Annotated in this window: 14 protein-coding genes and 2 tRNA genes; 7 read left to right on the top strand and 9 right to left on the bottom strand. The window is 46.1% G+C overall.

Features of this window, described 5'->3' with window-relative positions; all coding sequences use genetic code 11:
- The first annotated feature begins 1 nt into the window (after position 1).
- The 3 genes from tssM to WBL83_RS21860 are packed head-to-tail and all read left to right on the top strand — an operon-like array spanning position 2 to position 5,436.
- Positions 2–3,544 carry a type VI secretion system membrane subunit TssM gene (gene tssM, locus WBL83_RS21870; protein ID WP_424591083.1) on the top strand — a complete coding sequence of 1,181 codons (3,543 nt, stop codon included), beginning with the start codon at positions 2–4 and terminating at the stop codon, positions 3,542–3,544.
- Between the two features lie 47 nt (positions 3,545–3,591).
- Positions 3,592–4,944 carry a VasL domain-containing protein gene (locus tag WBL83_RS21865; RefSeq protein ID WP_424591082.1) on the top strand — a complete coding sequence of 451 codons (1,353 nt, stop codon included), beginning with the start codon at positions 3,592–3,594 and terminating at the stop codon, positions 4,942–4,944.
- Positions 4,945–4,956: 12 nt separating this feature from the next.
- Positions 4,957–5,436: an Hcp family type VI secretion system effector gene (locus tag WBL83_RS21860; RefSeq protein ID WP_424591081.1), complete on the top strand. Its 480-nt coding sequence runs from the start codon at positions 4,957–4,959 to the stop codon at positions 5,434–5,436.
- A gap of 398 nt (positions 5,437–5,834) precedes the next feature.
- Here the strand turns inward: WBL83_RS21860 and WBL83_RS21855 are convergent, their stop codons facing one another.
- The 3 genes from WBL83_RS21855 to dnaQ all read right to left on the bottom strand — a co-directional run bounded on the left by WBL83_RS21855 (position 5,835) and on the right by dnaQ (position 7,918).
- Positions 5,835–6,674: a DUF4225 domain-containing protein gene (locus WBL83_RS21855; RefSeq protein ID WP_424591080.1), complete on the bottom strand. Its 840-nt coding sequence runs from the start codon at positions 6,672–6,674 to the stop codon at positions 5,835–5,837.
- A gap of 301 nt (positions 6,675–6,975) precedes the next feature.
- A tRNA-Asp gene (locus WBL83_RS21850) sits at positions 6,976–7,052 on the bottom strand.
- Positions 7,053–7,186: 134 nt separating this feature from the next.
- Complete coding sequence (dnaQ, locus tag WBL83_RS21845) at positions 7,187–7,918, bottom strand: DNA polymerase III subunit epsilon (protein WP_424591079.1); 732 nt, start codon at positions 7,916–7,918, stop codon at positions 7,187–7,189.
- Between dnaQ and rnhA the strand changes: the two genes are divergently transcribed.
- The gene (gene rnhA / locus WBL83_RS21840) at positions 7,872–8,447 is read left to right on the top strand and encodes a ribonuclease HI (protein ID WP_424591078.1); all 576 of its coding nucleotides are present in this window, start codon (positions 7,872–7,874) and stop codon (positions 8,445–8,447) included. The two genes, dnaQ and rnhA, sit on opposite strands and share 47 nt — an antisense overlap.
- Here rnhA and WBL83_RS21835 read toward each other — a convergent pair.
- Positions 8,395–9,162: a class I SAM-dependent methyltransferase gene (locus tag WBL83_RS21835; protein ID WP_424591077.1), complete on the bottom strand. Its 768-nt coding sequence runs from the start codon at positions 9,160–9,162 to the stop codon at positions 8,395–8,397. The two genes, rnhA and WBL83_RS21835, sit on opposite strands and share 53 nt — an antisense overlap.
- 36 nt (positions 9,163–9,198) lie before the next feature.
- Between WBL83_RS21835 and gloB the strand changes: the two genes are divergently transcribed.
- The gene (gloB, locus tag WBL83_RS21830; protein WP_424591076.1) at positions 9,199–9,954 is read left to right on the top strand and encodes a hydroxyacylglutathione hydrolase; all 756 of its coding nucleotides are present in this window, start codon (positions 9,199–9,201) and stop codon (positions 9,952–9,954) included.
- A 70-nt stretch (positions 9,955–10,024) separates the two neighbouring features.
- On the top strand, positions 10,025–11,383 hold the full coding sequence (gene mltD, locus WBL83_RS21825; RefSeq protein WP_424591075.1) for a murein transglycosylase D: 1,359 nt from the start codon (positions 10,025–10,027) through the stop codon (positions 11,381–11,383).
- Between the two features lie 50 nt (positions 11,384–11,433).
- Here the strand turns inward: mltD and WBL83_RS21820 are convergent, their stop codons facing one another.
- The 3 genes from WBL83_RS21820 to WBL83_RS21810 all read right to left on the bottom strand — a co-directional run bounded on the left by WBL83_RS21820 (position 11,434) and on the right by WBL83_RS21810 (position 14,402).
- On the bottom strand, positions 11,434–12,201 hold the full coding sequence (locus tag WBL83_RS21820) for a class I SAM-dependent methyltransferase (protein WP_424591074.1): 768 nt from the start codon (positions 12,199–12,201) through the stop codon (positions 11,434–11,436).
- 71 nt (positions 12,202–12,272) lie between these two features.
- Positions 12,273–13,076, bottom strand: a complete 804-nt coding sequence (locus tag WBL83_RS21815; protein WP_183273297.1) for an endonuclease/exonuclease/phosphatase family protein — start codon at positions 13,074–13,076, stop codon at positions 12,273–12,275.
- 150 nt (positions 13,077–13,226) lie between these two features.
- The gene (locus tag WBL83_RS21810) at positions 13,227–14,402 is read right to left on the bottom strand and encodes an MFS transporter (RefSeq protein ID WP_424591073.1); all 1,176 of its coding nucleotides are present in this window, start codon (positions 14,400–14,402) and stop codon (positions 13,227–13,229) included.
- 104 nt (positions 14,403–14,506) lie between these two features.
- On the opposite strand from WBL83_RS21810, the gene yafC reads away from it, so the two are divergent.
- A complete protein-coding gene (yafC, locus tag WBL83_RS21805; RefSeq protein ID WP_424591072.1) occupies positions 14,507–15,409 on the top strand; it encodes a DNA-binding transcriptional regulator YafC in 903 nt (300 codons plus the stop codon).
- 5 nt (positions 15,410–15,414) lie between these two features.
- Here the strand turns inward: yafC and dkgB are convergent, their stop codons facing one another.
- Positions 15,415–16,218: a 2,5-didehydrogluconate reductase DkgB gene (gene dkgB, locus WBL83_RS21800; RefSeq protein WP_424591071.1), complete on the bottom strand. Its 804-nt coding sequence runs from the start codon at positions 16,216–16,218 to the stop codon at positions 15,415–15,417.
- 177 nt (positions 16,219–16,395) lie between these two features.
- A tRNA-Asp gene (locus WBL83_RS21795) sits at positions 16,396–16,472 on the bottom strand.
- Between the last annotated feature and the right edge of the window lie 42 nt (positions 16,473–16,514).

The following is a 16,514-nucleotide window of genomic DNA, read 5'->3' as shown; positions in this document are numbered from 1 at the left end:
TGTGTTCAAAGTATCTAAACCCAGCTTTCTAAGAGCGCTAAGGCCGACACTGAAACCAGCAATGCCGAGGCTAAAAATCTCCGCAATGATATTACTGATTGTTGGCTGGGTATTATCACTGGTCTGGATTTGGTGGAAAGGGCCAACCTGGATACTGGGCGACCAACATCCACTCGCTCCGCAGGCTAACCGCTGGCTGGCAACTGCCGTCTGGGTGCTGATTGCGCTGACATGGCTAACATTGCGTATCGTTAAACGATTGCAGTTTCTCGAAACTCTGCAACAGCAACAACGCCAGCATGAAAAAGATCCGATAAGTCTGGAGATCCACCAGCAACAGCGCCATCTCGACCACTGGTTGTTACGCCTGCAACGCCATCTGGCACGGCGTAATTATCTCTACCATTTACCCTGGTATATGATCATTGGTACTTCTGGAAGCGGGAAAAGCACGCTTCTAGGAGAAGGCTATTCTGCCGATACCATTTACACACCTGAAAAAGTTCGCGGCGAGAATAACTCAACCTGGCATATTGCACCTCGTGTCGGTGCTCATGCGGTTATTTTCGATATTGACGGCGAGCTTATCGAACAGCCCGTAGGGGCGCAGGAAGAAACGAATTCTAACGCAAGATTATGGGTACATTGGCTGGACTGGCTAAACCAAAAGCGTCATCGCCAGCCTCTCAACGGCATTATTCTCACGGTAGATTTGCCCGAGCTATTGACGGCAAATAAAAGTCAACGTGAACGCCAACTCACGATATTGCGCCAGCGTCTTCAGGATATCCGCCAGCAGCTTCATTGCGAACTGCCGGTCTATATCACATTAACAAAACTTGATCTGCTTTTTGGATTCGCGCCACTATTCCAACCGCTTGATAAGCAAGAGCGGGATGAAACGTTGGGGGTTACTTTCACCTCTGGCGCTCATGATAATGAGCGCTGGCGCGAGGAGTTACATGCTTTCTGGCAAGAGTGGATGGAGCGTTTTAATCAGGCGCTACCGAATTTGTCACTCAATCATGTGGAAAGTAGCCAGCGAAGTACGCTATTTAGCTTTAGTCGACAGGTTCAGGGAATTATCGAACATCTGGAAGCCCTTATTTCGGGTTTGCTGGCAGGCGACAATATGGCAGTCATGCTGCGCGGTGTTTATCTCACCTCTTCACTGCAACGCGGCCAGGTTGACGACATGTTTATTCAGTCAGCCGCTGCACAATATCGCCTGGGGCAAAACGCATTGACCTCATGGCCAGTGGTTGAAACACAGCCTTATTTTACCCGCAAACTTTTCCCCCAAACACTGCTGGCAGAGCCTAATCTTGCAAGCGAAAACAGCGTGTGGCTAGGGAAAAACAATCGTCAACTCACTGTCTTTTCCGCTATTGGAGCCGTTGCGGCAATCGCTTGTATTGCTGGCTGGCATCACTATTACAAATCGAATTACCGCTCAGGTGTCACCGTACTGGCACAGGCAAAATCCTTTATGGATATCCCGCCACCGCAGGGCATTGATGAGCTTGGCAACCTGCAACTCCCCCTGCTAAACCCTATTCGAGATGCCACGCTTGCGTATGGTGATTACCGTGAACATAACGCCCTCACCGATATGGCTCTTTACCAGGGAAGAAAGATAGGCCCCTATGTCGAGAGAACTTATTTGCAACTGCTAGAGCAGCGCTATTTACCGGCACTGCTTAACGGATTGATTCGCGACCTGAATAATGCCGAACCAGGAAGTGAGAAAAAACTCGCGATATTGCGGGTTATTCGCATGCTCGAAGATAAAAGCGGCCGCGATAATAAAGTGGTGGAGCAATATATGGGTCAACGCTGGAGTGATAACTTCCACGGTCAGCGAGGGTTGCAGGGGCAGCTTATGGCACATCTGGATTATGCCCTTGAACATACGAACTGGCAGGCACAACGCCTGGCTGGTGACAATGATTCTATCAATCGTTTTATGCCCTATACGAAACCCATTGCTGCAGCACAGAAAGAACTCAGTAAGCTCTCAATTTATCAGCGCGTTTACCAGAGTTTGCGCACCCGAGCATTAGGCGTGTTACCGGCAGACCTGAACCTGCGCGATCAAATTGGGCCAAACTTTGACAAAGTGTTTGTTGCCAATAAAGAAGAAGATCTCTCTGTACCTCAATTCCTGACGCGTTATGGGTTACAAAGCTATTTCGTTAAGCAACGCGATAGTCTGGTTGAACTTACCGCGCTCGATAGCTGGGTACTGAATATCACTAAAGATGTGACCTACAGTGCTGCCGATCGGGAAGAGATTCAGCGGCATATTACTGAGCAATATATCAGCGACTATACCGCCACCTGGCAGGCAGCTCTGAACAATCTCGATCTTCGGGAATACGAGGATATGCAACAGGTGATTGATGCGCTGGAGCAGATAGTCAGTGGCGATCAGCCTTTTTACCGGGCTTTGCAAACGCTGCGCGACAATACTCAATCACCACCATCACCAGCCAACCTTCCGGAAAAAACTCGCGAAGCGATGATGTCTGCACTGGACTTCCAGTTACTTACGCGTCTCAGTCGCGAATTTGCTCCAGAAAATAGTGTACTGGCCGAGGGGAAAGACAAAGACAGTACGTTGCAGACTGTGTATCAGCAATTAACCGAGTTGCATCGCTATCTGTTGGCTATCCAGAACTCACCGGTACCGGGAAAATCTGCACTTAAAGCTGTGCAGCTCCGGCTTGATCAAAACAGTAGCGATCCTATCTTCGCGACACGCCAGTTGGCAAAAACGCTTCCAGCGCCATTGAACAGATGGGTGGGCAAACTTGCCGAGCAAGCCTGGCATGTTGTGATGATAGAAGCGGTTCATTACATGGAGGTCGAGTGGAACGAAAAAGTGGTGAAAACCTGGCAGCAAACTTTAGCCGATCGCTATCCATTTGATCCCCAGGCCGAACAAGACGCATCGCTGGATGCTTTCGATCGCTTCTTCAAACCAGCCGGGGTCCTCGATAGTTTCTATCAGGAAAACCTCAAACTGTTTATTGAAAACAAACTGACGCTGGGTGAAGACGGGCAGATCCTGATCCGTCAGGACGTACAGCAGCAGCTAGAGACCGCACAAAAAATCCGCGACACCTTCTTCACGCAACAAAGCGGCTTAGGGACGCAATACGCCGCAGAAACCGTTGAGTTGTCCGCCAATAAACGTCGCAGCGTTCTGAATATGGATGGTCAGTTACTGGACTATAACCACGGGCGCAATTTCACGGCTCATTTAGTGTGGCCAAACACGATGCGGGAAGGGTCAGAAAGCAAGCTCACGCTCATTGGGACTGGTAGCGGCGCACCTCGTAGCATCAGCTTCAGCGGACCATGGGCACAATTCCGCCTGATAGATGCAGGCCAACTTACCAACGTTGACGATGGTTCATTTGATGTTCGGTTTAATGTCGACGGCGGCCATATGATCTATCGGATTCACGTAGATACTCAGGACAACCCATTCACCGGCGGGCTTTTTAGCGATTTCACCCTTCCGGATACATTGTATTAATGGTTATTCCCCGGTGGCCACGCCGGGGATATTCAGGGAATGACTGTATGAACGACACAAAATTGATCATCAAACTGGGCGAAGATCCACGCAGCTTGCCTGAGTTCAGTGCTATTCGGGAAGAGGTGAATAAAGCCAATCATCCTACCCACCCAGAAGTGAACTGGCGGCTCGTCGAATCTCTGGCCCTGACACTCTTTAAAAGCAATGGTGTTGACCTGCACAGCGCCACCTATTACACCCTGGCGCGCACGAGGATTAACGGACTGGCAGGATTTTGCGAAGGATGCGAATTACTGGCAGGGTTAATCACTGCGGAGTGGGAAAATTTTTGGCCCCAGAATTACCAGGCCCGTTCAGATATGCTGGAATGGTTTAATAGCCGTGTCGGAAATATCCTGCGTCAAAATCCTTCCTTACTTAGCGCGGATATTCATCTCCTACAACGCACGGAAAGAACGCTGCAACTTATCTGCGATAAACTTCAGCAAGTAGAATTAAAACGTATTCCTCGCGTCGAGAACCTGCTCTATTTCGTGCAGAACATCCGTAAGCGTGTGGAGAGTGAACACCTTGCACTATCAACGCCCACATACTCGCCGCCCACACTGGTGTATATGCCAGCGCAGCCGGACTTTACGGATGCGATGAATTACACACCACCATTGACTGATCCAAATCCTCAGTCACCGAAAATTGAAGTGCATTTTCCAGGTTCAGAAAATCCCCCCCACTCCTGTCCACCATTGACTTTGCGCGGTTTTCTATCAGGTGCCATCTGTAGCGCAATTATTGCGACCGGACTTTGGTGGGGGTATGTGCTTCCTATGCAACAACGTATAACTCAGGTGAATGACACCCCACAGGGTAGCGCAACACTGTGGCTTGCCTCCCCTGCTCTGCAAGATTATTCGACCCGACTCAATCAGTTACTTGCTGCCTCACCGCTACAGCCCCTCGAAACCGGTGAACTCCTCATTCATACCGCACAAGCCACCTGGCCGGAAAGTACTCAACAACAGATAGCCAGTGCGAAATGGCAAGCAACCCTTAAATCACGCGCTCAAAATAGCCCATCGCTAAGGAGTTATATGCAGGCGCAACAGGATCTACATGCATTTGCAGCTCTGCTCGTGGAGCGTGAAAAAAATAAAGAAGGTATGACTCTTTCGTATCTCAAAACAGTGGCGTATCAGGTTGAGACTTTATTGAAGCTGGAGACACCTCTAGAAGTTTTAATCACCCAATTAGAGGATGCGAAGAGACAACACCAGGACACACAAGCATTAGAAAAGCAGATCGATGAACGCATAAGTGACTTGTCTAGCCGTTACCTGTTAGTCAGTAATTTCAATGCACGAAATGAACCTGCATTGTCTGTCGATAATAAACTTCAATAAGAGAAAACCACCATGGCAAATTTAATCTATTTAACGCTGACTGGACAAAAACAGGGAAACATCTCAGCAGGCTGCTGCTCTCTGGATTCAATCGGCAATAAGGCACAGATTGCGCATCTGAATCAGATAATGGTTTATGAGCTTTCACATGCTATTACACGACAACAGAATGCAAACCATAACCCGGTAATAATCACAAAACCTATTGACAAATCATCACCTTTATTAGGGAAGGCCATCTCTGAGAATGAAATATTGACTTGTGACTTTGATATTCACCAGACTAACAGGTTTGGTATAAATGAGCTTTATTATAAAATAAAGCTAACCCAAGCAAGGCTGGTGGATATCCACCTAATGTTGCCTCATTCAGTGCATAACAATAAAGGCCAACCGCAAGAAAAGCTATCTTTAATATATGAAACTATCACATGGGAACATACTACAGCAGGAACGAGTGCTTATAGTTTATGGACTGATCGAGTTTACTAAATGAAGAATGAAGGGTAATGTTATATGAGAGATGCTGACAAAAATTCAAATCTTTAATCAGCATCTTTCTTGTAATATAACAATAGCAACAACTACTTATTTAGATAGTATTTTGTCCGCGCCATGTTAAATGGAATGATATAAGAGTACGCACAAGCAAAAGGAATTAGTACAAAAATCATACTACCATCACCGCTAATATCAATATCTATAAGAGGGATGACACCCGTTCTAAAAACAACAAAATGAAATAATGAACAACACGCGAGTAATATTATTGAACATAGATTCAAGTAAATATTATTTGAATAAAGCAAATGACTGGCGATGTAATAGAATGGTAACAGAGAAATTAATGTACATAAGACATATAATAAAATTAGAGTTAATAAGCTCATCTAATATGTCCTATATTGTCCATAGATCGTATTAATATCTCCTACAAACTCTGAAACCAATTCATTTCGTGACATCAACTTAATTCCTATTTGCTTCATACCCCATAATAAATCGGCATTTATATAGCGATACAATCTCGCAGCATCCTCAGCTAATCTGTATGTAAACAGCGCATTCAAGGAAAGCCCAACATCAATCAATGTATAAACAACATCCGAATTACTTTTGCTTAGTCCTAAAAACTCTCCAATACCTTCATAAATAAATCTGACCGGCCCCGTAATACTTTCCCGATAGATTAAAAAGCAACCGCTCTCTATGACATTATTAATCCCATGAGCAAGTAATAATGTACCAGGGATAATACCAACACCACTTCCTATCACGGCTGCACCAGATACTATTTGCAAGCCACCTGCAACAAAACCGATGCCAGCAACCATTAAATCAATGTTTTCTTGCTTTCGCCTCTGTTTCGAATCATCTAAAATTGGCTTAACAATGATGACTTGCCTGCGATCATTTCTGCTCAACTCATCACCTTGCGTCTTCAATGATAGTATTTCATTATTAATAGCTACTATTGCTTCAGTGACCGTCATTTCACCATTATTAATTTTCGAATTTATATCTGACGAGTAAGCAATAATCTCACTTATAAAGTGATCTTTTGCCATACTCCATTGTATAAATTTACCAGCAACCTCATTCATCACCTGAATGAGTTCATTTTGTTTATTTAAAAATGTTTCTATATTTACACGTTCGGCATCAGAATCCATATCAAGATGGTTTTTGATATCAGGATTATTCTCTAAATATTCTTTCCATGCATCCATGAGAGCCTCGATATTTATAAAAAACTTTTTTGTTGATTATAATGCAGAGTTAATCCATTTTGTTCTTATTTTAATTTACTACATTGATCCTGAATAAGATTACAAAAAAAATTTTAGATATAAATAATTTATTGATATATAAAAACTATAAATACCGGCTGGGTAATATACTTAAGAAATATTGGCTTTGCGTACTATCAAAAGAAAGTAGGAAAAAAACAGTTTTGTTACTTCGGGATTTTTTGTTACATCATCAAAACGACGAAAGCCTGAATCATTTCTGATTCAGGCTTTCTAATTGTGGCGGAACGGACGGGACTCGAACCCGCGACCCCCTGCGTGACAGGCAGGTATTCTAACCGACTGAACTACCGCTCCGCGTTTTGTTCCCCGTCGGGAACGAGGCAGATATTACGTACTGCGCTTATGGGCGTCAACGTTTTTTCTTATAAATCTAATCGGTTGCCGCTATTTTCACCCAAACGGTGATATTTAACCCGTTCGCGCTGTTTTTATATACGCCACAGACAACTTCCGCCCTTCTTTTCCACCAGGTCAAGCCGCGACTCATGCGCTTCCAGCTCGGCATCAGTGGCCCGAATGATACGTACACCCGAACTATGGCGTACAACACGCTGAATACCATTGTCTCCTGTACGCTGCTGCACATCCCCTTCCATGGCAAACTTCAACGAAGTTTGGCCACCCGTCATCATCAAATAGACATCAGACAGGATTTGGGCATCGAGCAATGCGCCGTGCAGCGTTCGTTTACTGTTGTCTATTTCGTAGCGTGAGCAAAGCGCATCGAGGCTATTTCGCTTGCCCGGAAACATCTTACGCGCGAGTGCAAGGCTGTCCGTGATTTTGCAGAACGTATTGGTTTTCGGGATATCACGCTTGAGCTTACTGAACTCATAGTCCATGAACCCGATATCAAACGATGCGTTATGGATAACGAGCTCTGCGCCGCGAATGTAGTCCAGGAATGAATCAGCAACCTGCTCAAAGGTTGGTTTATCGGCCAGAAACTCATCGGCAATCCCGTGCACGCCAAACGCTTCCGGGTCCACCAGACGGTCTGGCTTTAAGTAGACATGGAAGTTATTGCCCGTCAGTCGGCGGTTGATCACTTCAACCGCACCGATTTCAATAATGCGATGTCCTTCGTAGTGAGCACCGATTTGGTTCATACCGGTGGTTTCAGTATCGAGAACGATCTGTCGTGTAATTGCTGTGCTCATGGCGCTCGTTTATGTCAGACTTGGTTTTTTAATCACAGGAAGTCTACCAGAGATGCGTAAACAGGTAGAAATTTTCACCGACGGTTCTTGCCTCGGTAACCCGGGCCCTGGTGGGTACGGTGCGATTATTCGCTATAAGCAACACGAAAAGATTTTTAGCGTCGGCTATCGTTTAACAACGAATAATCGCATGGAAATGATGGCGGCTATTGTAGCACTTGAGGCACTTATCGAACCTTGCGACATTGTGCTCAGCACTGACAGCCAATATGTACGTCAGGGAATTACCCAATGGATTCATAACTGGAAAAAGCGTGGCTGGAAAACAGCCGATAAAAAGCCAGTGAAGAATGTCGACCTGTGGAAACGACTGGATGCTGCGCTGAGCGAGCATAAAATCAGTTGGGAATGGGTGAAAGGACATGCCGGTCACCCGGAAAACGAACGCTGTGATGAACTTGCGCGTGTTGCCGCGTCTAATCCAACTCTTGAAGATGTTGGTTATCAACAAGAGGCGGCGAAGTCTTAGTCGTTTCCTTAAACTGCCTGGTCGCACCAACTGCCGATCGGATCTGCGTTTTTGCTGTTCGGCTTTTCATTGGATTAAGCGTAAGTGGAAGTGTCCTCTTACGCGCCACAATGACATGCATACAACCCAGCGCAGGCAGGTGAGTACTCAGCATTTTCCCACCTTGTTTACTCCAGGGTAAAACCTGGAAACTGCGTTGATGCATGACCTCAAAGTTCAGCAATGCCAGCCAATCGAACATTCTCATCGGTGTGAACATCCGGCAATGATACGGAGTGCGCTTGCGTATAAACGGCACGACTTTGCCTAAACCTAACAAACTCACCGGGTTGAAGCTGCTCAGAATCAGCCATCCGTCATCAATCAAAATACGGTCGGCTTCACGCAGTAAACCATGAGGATCCTGGCACCATGGCAAGGTATGAGCCAACATACATGCATCCACAGATTTTGCAGCAAAGGGCAAATGAAGTGGATCGGCATTAACCTGAAGCCTGTCGCCTTGCAATCCGACATTTACCTGGTGTGAAATTGCACAAGCTTCAGTGTTAATTTCAGTACTGAGGTTGCCAATCTTCAATAGATGAAAACCAAACATTTTGGCAAGCCAGGGCTGTAGTTGGATTTCCAACGCCTCGCGGTAGTACTCGCCCCAGGGCAGTTCACCCCAATGATGCGGTGAAACGAAGTATTCAGGTATCCTTGCCGGTTTCATCGCTACCTTCTTAACGCAATTCAGAGAGGTTGAATTATGAATCTTAACAGTATTTCCGCATTCCAGGATAACTACATCTGGGTCCTGAATGATGAGCAGGGTAAATGCATCATTGTCGACCCCGGTGAAGCTCAACCAGTGCTAAAAGCGATTGAAGAAAATCACTGGCAGCCAGAAGCCATCTTACTGACACATCATCACAACGACCATGTTGGCGGCGTAAAAGAACTTCTCAAAAAGTACCCAGGCCTTGTGGTATATGGGCCAGAAGAGACACAAGATAAGGGAACGAACCGGGTAGTCAGAGAGGGCGATAAGGTCAATATTTTGAAGTATGAATTTAGCGTTATTGCTACACCTGGTCACACTTTAGGACATATATGTTTCTATAGTAAACCTTATCTTTTTTGCGGTGACACGATGTTTTCTGGCGGGTGCGGCAGACTTTTTGAAGGCACCGCGGAGAATATGTATGATTCTTTTCAAAAGCTTAACAAATTACCTTCAGATACGTTAATTTGTTGCGCCCATGAGTACACTCTTTCAAATATCAAGTTCTCCTTATCAATCCTGCCTGACGATGAAGAGTTAAACCGATATTGTCGAAAAGTTAAGGAGTTACGCGCAAAAAACCACTCAACCTTACCCAGTTCTTTGGCAAATGAGCGTAAAATAAATTTATTCCTAAGAACGGATGATATTGATTTAAAAGAAAAAATAAATAAAGAAACAAACTTGCAACAACCACAGCAGATATTCGCCTGGTTACGGACAAAGAAAGACGCATTCTGAATTTTCTGGTTGTGTTGTTGGAAAGTGGAAGGTATCCTTGCTCGTCTTTTAAGCAACTATTGACACACACATGAAGGCAAAAGCGATATTACTCGCCTCTGTCCTGCTTGTGGGGTGCCAGGCGTCGAGACATGACGGCAACATCCAACAGCACGCACAGAGTCTGTCTGCAGCTGGTCAAGGTGAAGCAGGAAAGTACACGAGTACGCGATGGATGGACGATGGAACATTCCTCGCAGATAACCAGAACTTGTGGAACTTCATTGGCGACGAGCTAAAGATGGGGATACCGGAGAATACCCGGATCCGCGAACAGAAACAGAAGTACCTTAAGAATAAGAGCTATCTCCACGATGTAACATTACGGGCAGAGCCGTATATGTACTGGATTGCCGGGCAAGTTAAGAAACGCAACATGCCGATGGAACTAGTACTGCTACCCATAGTGGAGAGCGCTTTTGACCCCCACGCTACATCATCTGCGAATGCCGCTGGCATCTGGCAGATTGTACCGAGCACGGGGCGCAATTATGGTTTAAAACAGACCAAGGCATACGATGCACGTCGTGATGTAGTGGCTTCAACCACTGCGGCACTCGATATGATGCAACGTCTGAACAAGATGTTTGACGGCGACTGGTTGTTAACCGTGGCGGCGTATAACAGCGGCGAAGGTCGTGTACTGAAGGCAATGAAAGCGAATAAAGCACGTGGATTACCTACGGATTTTTGGTCGCTTTCACTGCCACGGGAAACCAAAATTTACGTGCCAAAAATGCTGGCTTTGAGTGATATTCTCAAAAACAGCCAAAAGTACGGTGTACGCCTGCCGACTACTGATGAAAGCCGTGCATTAGCGCGTGTCGAAGTCAGTGATCCGGTCGAGCTTACGCAGGTCGCCGAAATGGCCGGGATATCATTAAGTTCGCTGAAAACGTTCAACGCAGGGGTTAAAACCTCGACGGTAGGCAAAAATCAGCGTTATGTGATGGTACCTAAAAAGCATGCTGACCAGCTTAAAGCCTCTTTAGCTGCTGGTGAAATTGCAGCTGTGCAACCTACTTTAGTGGCTGATAACAGAGCTAATGCAGGTGGCAATAAATCTTATCGTGTTCGTTCAGGTGATACCTTATCGAGCATTGCGACACGCTTAGGTGTTAGCACTAAAGATTTGCAAAGCTGGAATGGCATACGTGGCGCAAACATTAAAGTTGGCCAAACACTTAGCGTCAAAAAAGGCGATGAGCGTTTAGCTAAAAACGATAGCATCACCTATAAGGTTCGTAAGGGTGACTCATTGTCGAGTATTGCGAAACGTCACGGCGTAAACATCAAAGATGTTCTGCGCTGGAACGATGATACTGATGATTTGAAACCTGGCGATCAGTTAACGCTGTTCGTTAGCAACAACTCTACACCTGATACGTGATTGTTAATCATAGAAAAGGCACCTTTTTAGGTGCCTTTTTTGTTTCTATCCTACACTCGCTTCGCTTCAAGCATGATGATGTCGCTAGTGAACGAGCCATCCCTCTGCAACTCAAAGTAGCGTTGCACGTCATCTGATGCACTTTGCTGATAGATACGAATCGCCTCAGCCAGAGTTGCAGGTGTTCTCATCCGCGCAATCCAGCTTGCGAACTCCAGATTCAAACGGTCACATAACAGGTTTTGTGAGCTCAGGCCCGCCTCATTAAACAGGCTCAACCATTCTCCACTGGAATAATTACGCACGTGCGATGTATCCCGCAATGCTTCAACCGTTTGTAACCAGATATCCATTACTGGGTGTCCAGGGGACATCACATCCATAAAAATAACGACGCCACCCAGTTTCAATACGCGCTTCACTTCACGCAGTGCCTTACCGACATCATGCCAGTGGTGCGCTGAATAACGGCTTATCACAACATCAAACGAGCAATCATCGAATGGCAGGACTTCGGCATAACCTTGTTGGGTTGTGAGATTGTTGATTCCACGAGTTTTAGTCGCTTCATTCACCACCGCCAACATTTGCTCAGAGAGATCATAGGCAACAACCTCTTTCACCTGCGCAGCTGCAATGAAACTCGCATGCCCTGCCCCACATCCCATATCGAGTAAGCGTGCATGTGGGAAGTCCGCCAGGCGTGAACTGAGACGCTCCAGATCGCGGCCAGAAGCATGTACAGCGCTAGTCAGATAGGCGCTTGCCTGTGATCCAAATTGCTGATCGACTTTGTCATGGTGAGATTGTGTTGTCATTGAAAGGTCCTTGCTGTTGATTATAAGTAAGGGCAGCCTCGAGGTCTGCCCATTGGCAGACCTGACTAACCCTACTTAAGCTCAGGTATGCCGGGACGGAATTCGACTAGTAGAGGATTGTGGTCGGACGCACGAGTGACCAGTACAGAGGCTTCTGTAACGTTTAAACCACGGTAGAACACAAAATCGAGTGGTCTACCAAAAGCGCGACGGCGATGATCATCTGTGAAGCGTACTTCGCGGAGAGTCATATCACGGGCAAAGCGGTAAAGCGCATTCATGCGCGGACGACTCCAGGCGTTAAAATCACCCGCCATGATAACTGGCCCATTATGGTGCCCAATTTGGTCGCCGATTGGCCCAAGTTGTTTGCTGTAAACATCCACGCCCAGACTGAAATTCACAGCATGAATATTAACGACCATCAGCAGTCGACCATCTGGCAACGGATAAACAGTCACTAAAGCCGATTTTGACAGGCGTAAAATGGGCTCACGCTCGCGTAACGGGCAGCAATAAACCGGATGAGCAGCAGACAACGTCATCACACCTGAAGGGTGTTGGGGCAAGACAAATGCCGGAACCTGGTCTGCGGCCAGATAATTACTGGTGGCAAACTTAACCAGCTCAGGAGTGGTTTGTGCCTCCTGCAATAAAACCAGATGTGCATCTTTACCGAAGTTTTGCAGCACCGAAAGCCATTCAGCACGCTGCTGCTTGAAAATATTCCATACCAATACTTTTAAGGATCCCTCACTTGGCAAAGGTTCTCCGGGCGGCAATGCCTGACCGATAGTTGCAAATGAGCCAGGCGGCAGAATGCGTTCTGCTGGCTGACCGGCAACATATCTCATGGCATAAGTATTTTTGCGCACGTTTTTACTAATGACCTCTATAACCAAAGAAGCCTCCAATTCGAAGGCTGTCATTCAGTTATAGGGACTTTAGGTGAGAGTTTCAACGACCAATTCAAACGATTGGTGAACAAGACCGTAAGTATTTGCTAACAGACTTGTTCACATATGCTAGCCGATAGCCACTTCACGACGTGTATCAAGACGACCACTTAAGTTAATCAGGAGCAATGCGCCAGCAACAATCACGGCCCCAATCCATGGAGTTTGCGCCAAACCAAAGCTTTGTACTGTTTGACCCCCAATCACCGATCCTAACGCTATCCCGATATTAAATGCGGCGATATTCAACCCTGAGGCAACATCGACCGCGTTTGGAGTATATTCCTCTGCTTTCTGCACCACATATACTTGTAAACCAGGCACATTACCAAAGGCAAAAACACCCATAATTAGAACAGTAACTAACGCGCCAATATGCGAGCTTGCTGTGAACTGAAATATCAGAAGTAATACGGCCAGTGCAGCAAAAATAAATTTTAAAGCAGGTACAGCCCCATGACGGTCTGCCAGTTTGCCGCCCAAAATATTGCCAATCGCAACAGAAACACCGTAGCCCAAAAGAATCCAACTGACAGCTGCCGGCGAGTATCCCGCCAGGTCTTGCATCATCGGCGCCAGAAAGGTGAATGCAGTAAATACGCCGCCATAGCCCAAAGCAGTTATCGCATAAATAATCAGTAAACGAGGATGCGCCATCACTTTTACCTGATCTCTCATGCTAGCAACTGCGCGCGTTGGAATATCTTTCGGCACCAGAATAGTGCTACTAATTAACGCAATCACGCCAATAGCGGATACCGCGAGGAAAGTTTCACGCCATCCGAAATGCTGGCCGATGAACGTCCCAAGTGGAACTCCGGTCACCAGGGCAACAGTCAAACCACCGAACATAATCGCGATGGCCGATGCCGCTTTCTCTTTTGGCACAAGGCTTGTTGCAATAGTGGAACCAATAGAAAAGAACACACCGTGCGCCAGGCCAGTCAGCAGTCGGGCAACGACTAAGGTTTCATAATTGGGTGATAACCAGGCCAATACGTTACCCGCGGTAAAGAGTGCCATGAGCCCAATTAGCAACTGCTTACGGGGTAATCTCCCTGTCAGAGCAGTCAACACTGGAGCGCCAACAGCCACGCCTAGTGCATAAATTGAAACGAGTAGCCCAGCAGAGGGCAGGGAAATTGAAAGTTGATCGGCAATTGTTGGTACTAGCCCAACAATAACGAATTCAGTTGTACCAATTGCAAATGCACTGATTGTCAGTGCCCATAGCGCCAGTGGCATGATTTACTCCATAGCAGGTGTCTTTTGATGACACGCAGTATGACAAGATGGTTAAATAACAAAAATATGCAAAATCTCAATACAATTTTGTCTCAGGAGCAATAATGAAAGCCACCTCTGAAGAACTGGCAATTTTTGTCGCCGTTGTGGAAAGTGGAAGTTTCAGCCGTGCGGCAATACAACTTGAACTGGCAAATTCAGCCGTGAGTCGCTCGGTAAAGAAATTAGAGATGAAGTTGGGTGTAACATTGCTTAATCGTACAACGCGTCAATTGAGCCTGACAGAGGAAGGTGAGCGCTATTTCCGCCGCGTACAGCAGATCTTGCAAGAAATGGCTGCCGCTGAAAATGAGTTAATGGAGACCCGGCAAACTCCACGCGGTTTACTGCGCATCGATGCCGCTACACCTGTGATGCTGCATCTTTTAATGCCGCTGATTAAACCATTCCGTCAACGCTACCCAGAGGTGACGCTTTCGCTCATATCATCAGAAACTTTCATAAATCTGATCGAGCGTAAAGTGGATGTTGCTATACGCGCGGGGACATTGACTGATTCAACGCTGCGAGCCAGACCTCTTTTTACTAGCCGCCGTAAAATTATCGCGTCTCCGGAATATTTAGCACAGTACGGAATGCCTCAATCTACCGAGGATCTTCAGGATCATATTTGTCTGGGTTTCTCTGAAACGGAGAGTTTAAATAGATGGCCAATCGCGCAGGCAGACGGTTTAAGTTATGACATAACTGCGGTAATCACCTCGAATAGTGGTGAAACACTTAAGCAATTATGCCTGACCGGAAATGGTATAGCCTGTCTTTCTGACTATATGATTAATAAAGAAATCGCGGAAGGGAAGTTTGTCGAATTATTGATAGATAAACTGCTACCCGTAGAAATGCCTTTTAGTGCGGTGTATTACAGCGACCGGGCCGTCAGCAGTCGTATTCGGGCGTTTATTGATTTTCTGAGTCACTCTGTGCAACAGCCCCCGCAGGGGCTGTAAGAGGATTAATCCCACTGAGGAGCTAAACCTTCTGGACTCACCAGGCGCTCATTACAATCCAGAGTAGCGATAATGGCCATATCTTCAGGATCCAATGCCAAAGTCTGCGCTTGTAAATTACTTTGCAGATTCTCGCGCTGAGTCGACGAAGGTATGACTGCGTACCCCAAATTCATTGCCCATGCCAAAATGACCTGTGCCGGAGTCCCATTATGCTTCAATGCAATTCGGCCAATTTCCTCATTCTTCAATGCTTTGCCATAGGCAAGTGTCATATATGAAGTGATATGGATACCATGCTCTTTAGCCCATTTAACGACCTGACGATTTTGTAAATATGGTGAAAGCTCAATTTGATTAGTCGCAATATTTTCAGCCCCAACGGTATCAATAGCTTTCTGCATCAGATCAATGGTGAAGTTAGAAATACCAATCTGGCGAGTCAGTCCTTCATTCTTTGCTTCCACTAACGCCTGCATGAACTCCTTTACCGGCACAGCATCATTCGGTGATGGCCAGTGAATGAGTGTTAAATCAACGTAATCCGTACGCAGTTTACGCAAACTTTCCTTCAGACTTTGAATTAATTGCTCCTTGCTAAGATTCTCAATCCAGATTTTGGTAGTGATAAACAGTTCACTACGCTTCACACCACTTTCTTCAATCGCCTGACCTACAGCTGCTTCGTTATCATAAATTTGTGCTGTATCTACTGCTCGATAACCGAGCTCAAGAGCCGTTTTTACTGATGCGATAACCACGTCGTCTTTTAAACGAAAAGTACCTAAACCGAATGCAGGAATTGTCATTATTTACCTCGTTAAGGGATATGTGTTTGTAATACGAGGATTATGACGAGCGTTATACTGCTGAAAAAGAGGGGTAAATGCAGAAGATATTTGTGAAATACGCAACAATAGGTCAATATTTCATGAATTTTTGACAAGAAAAAAGCCCTGAGTCTAGAAGACTCAGGGCTTAATAAGTGGCGGAACGGACGGGACTCGAACCCGCGACCCCCTGCGTGACAGGCAGGTATTCTAACCGACTGAACTACCGCTCCACCGAATTTCTTTTCTTACTACCACCAGATGTCACACTTCTG

Source organism: Buttiauxella sp., assembly GCF_049686335.1.
In the GTDB taxonomy this organism is placed as follows: domain Bacteria; phylum Pseudomonadota; class Gammaproteobacteria; order Enterobacterales; family Enterobacteriaceae; genus Buttiauxella.
The sequence above is the reverse complement of the archived record's forward strand: the minus strand, read 5'-3'. Positions and strand labels throughout refer to the sequence as shown.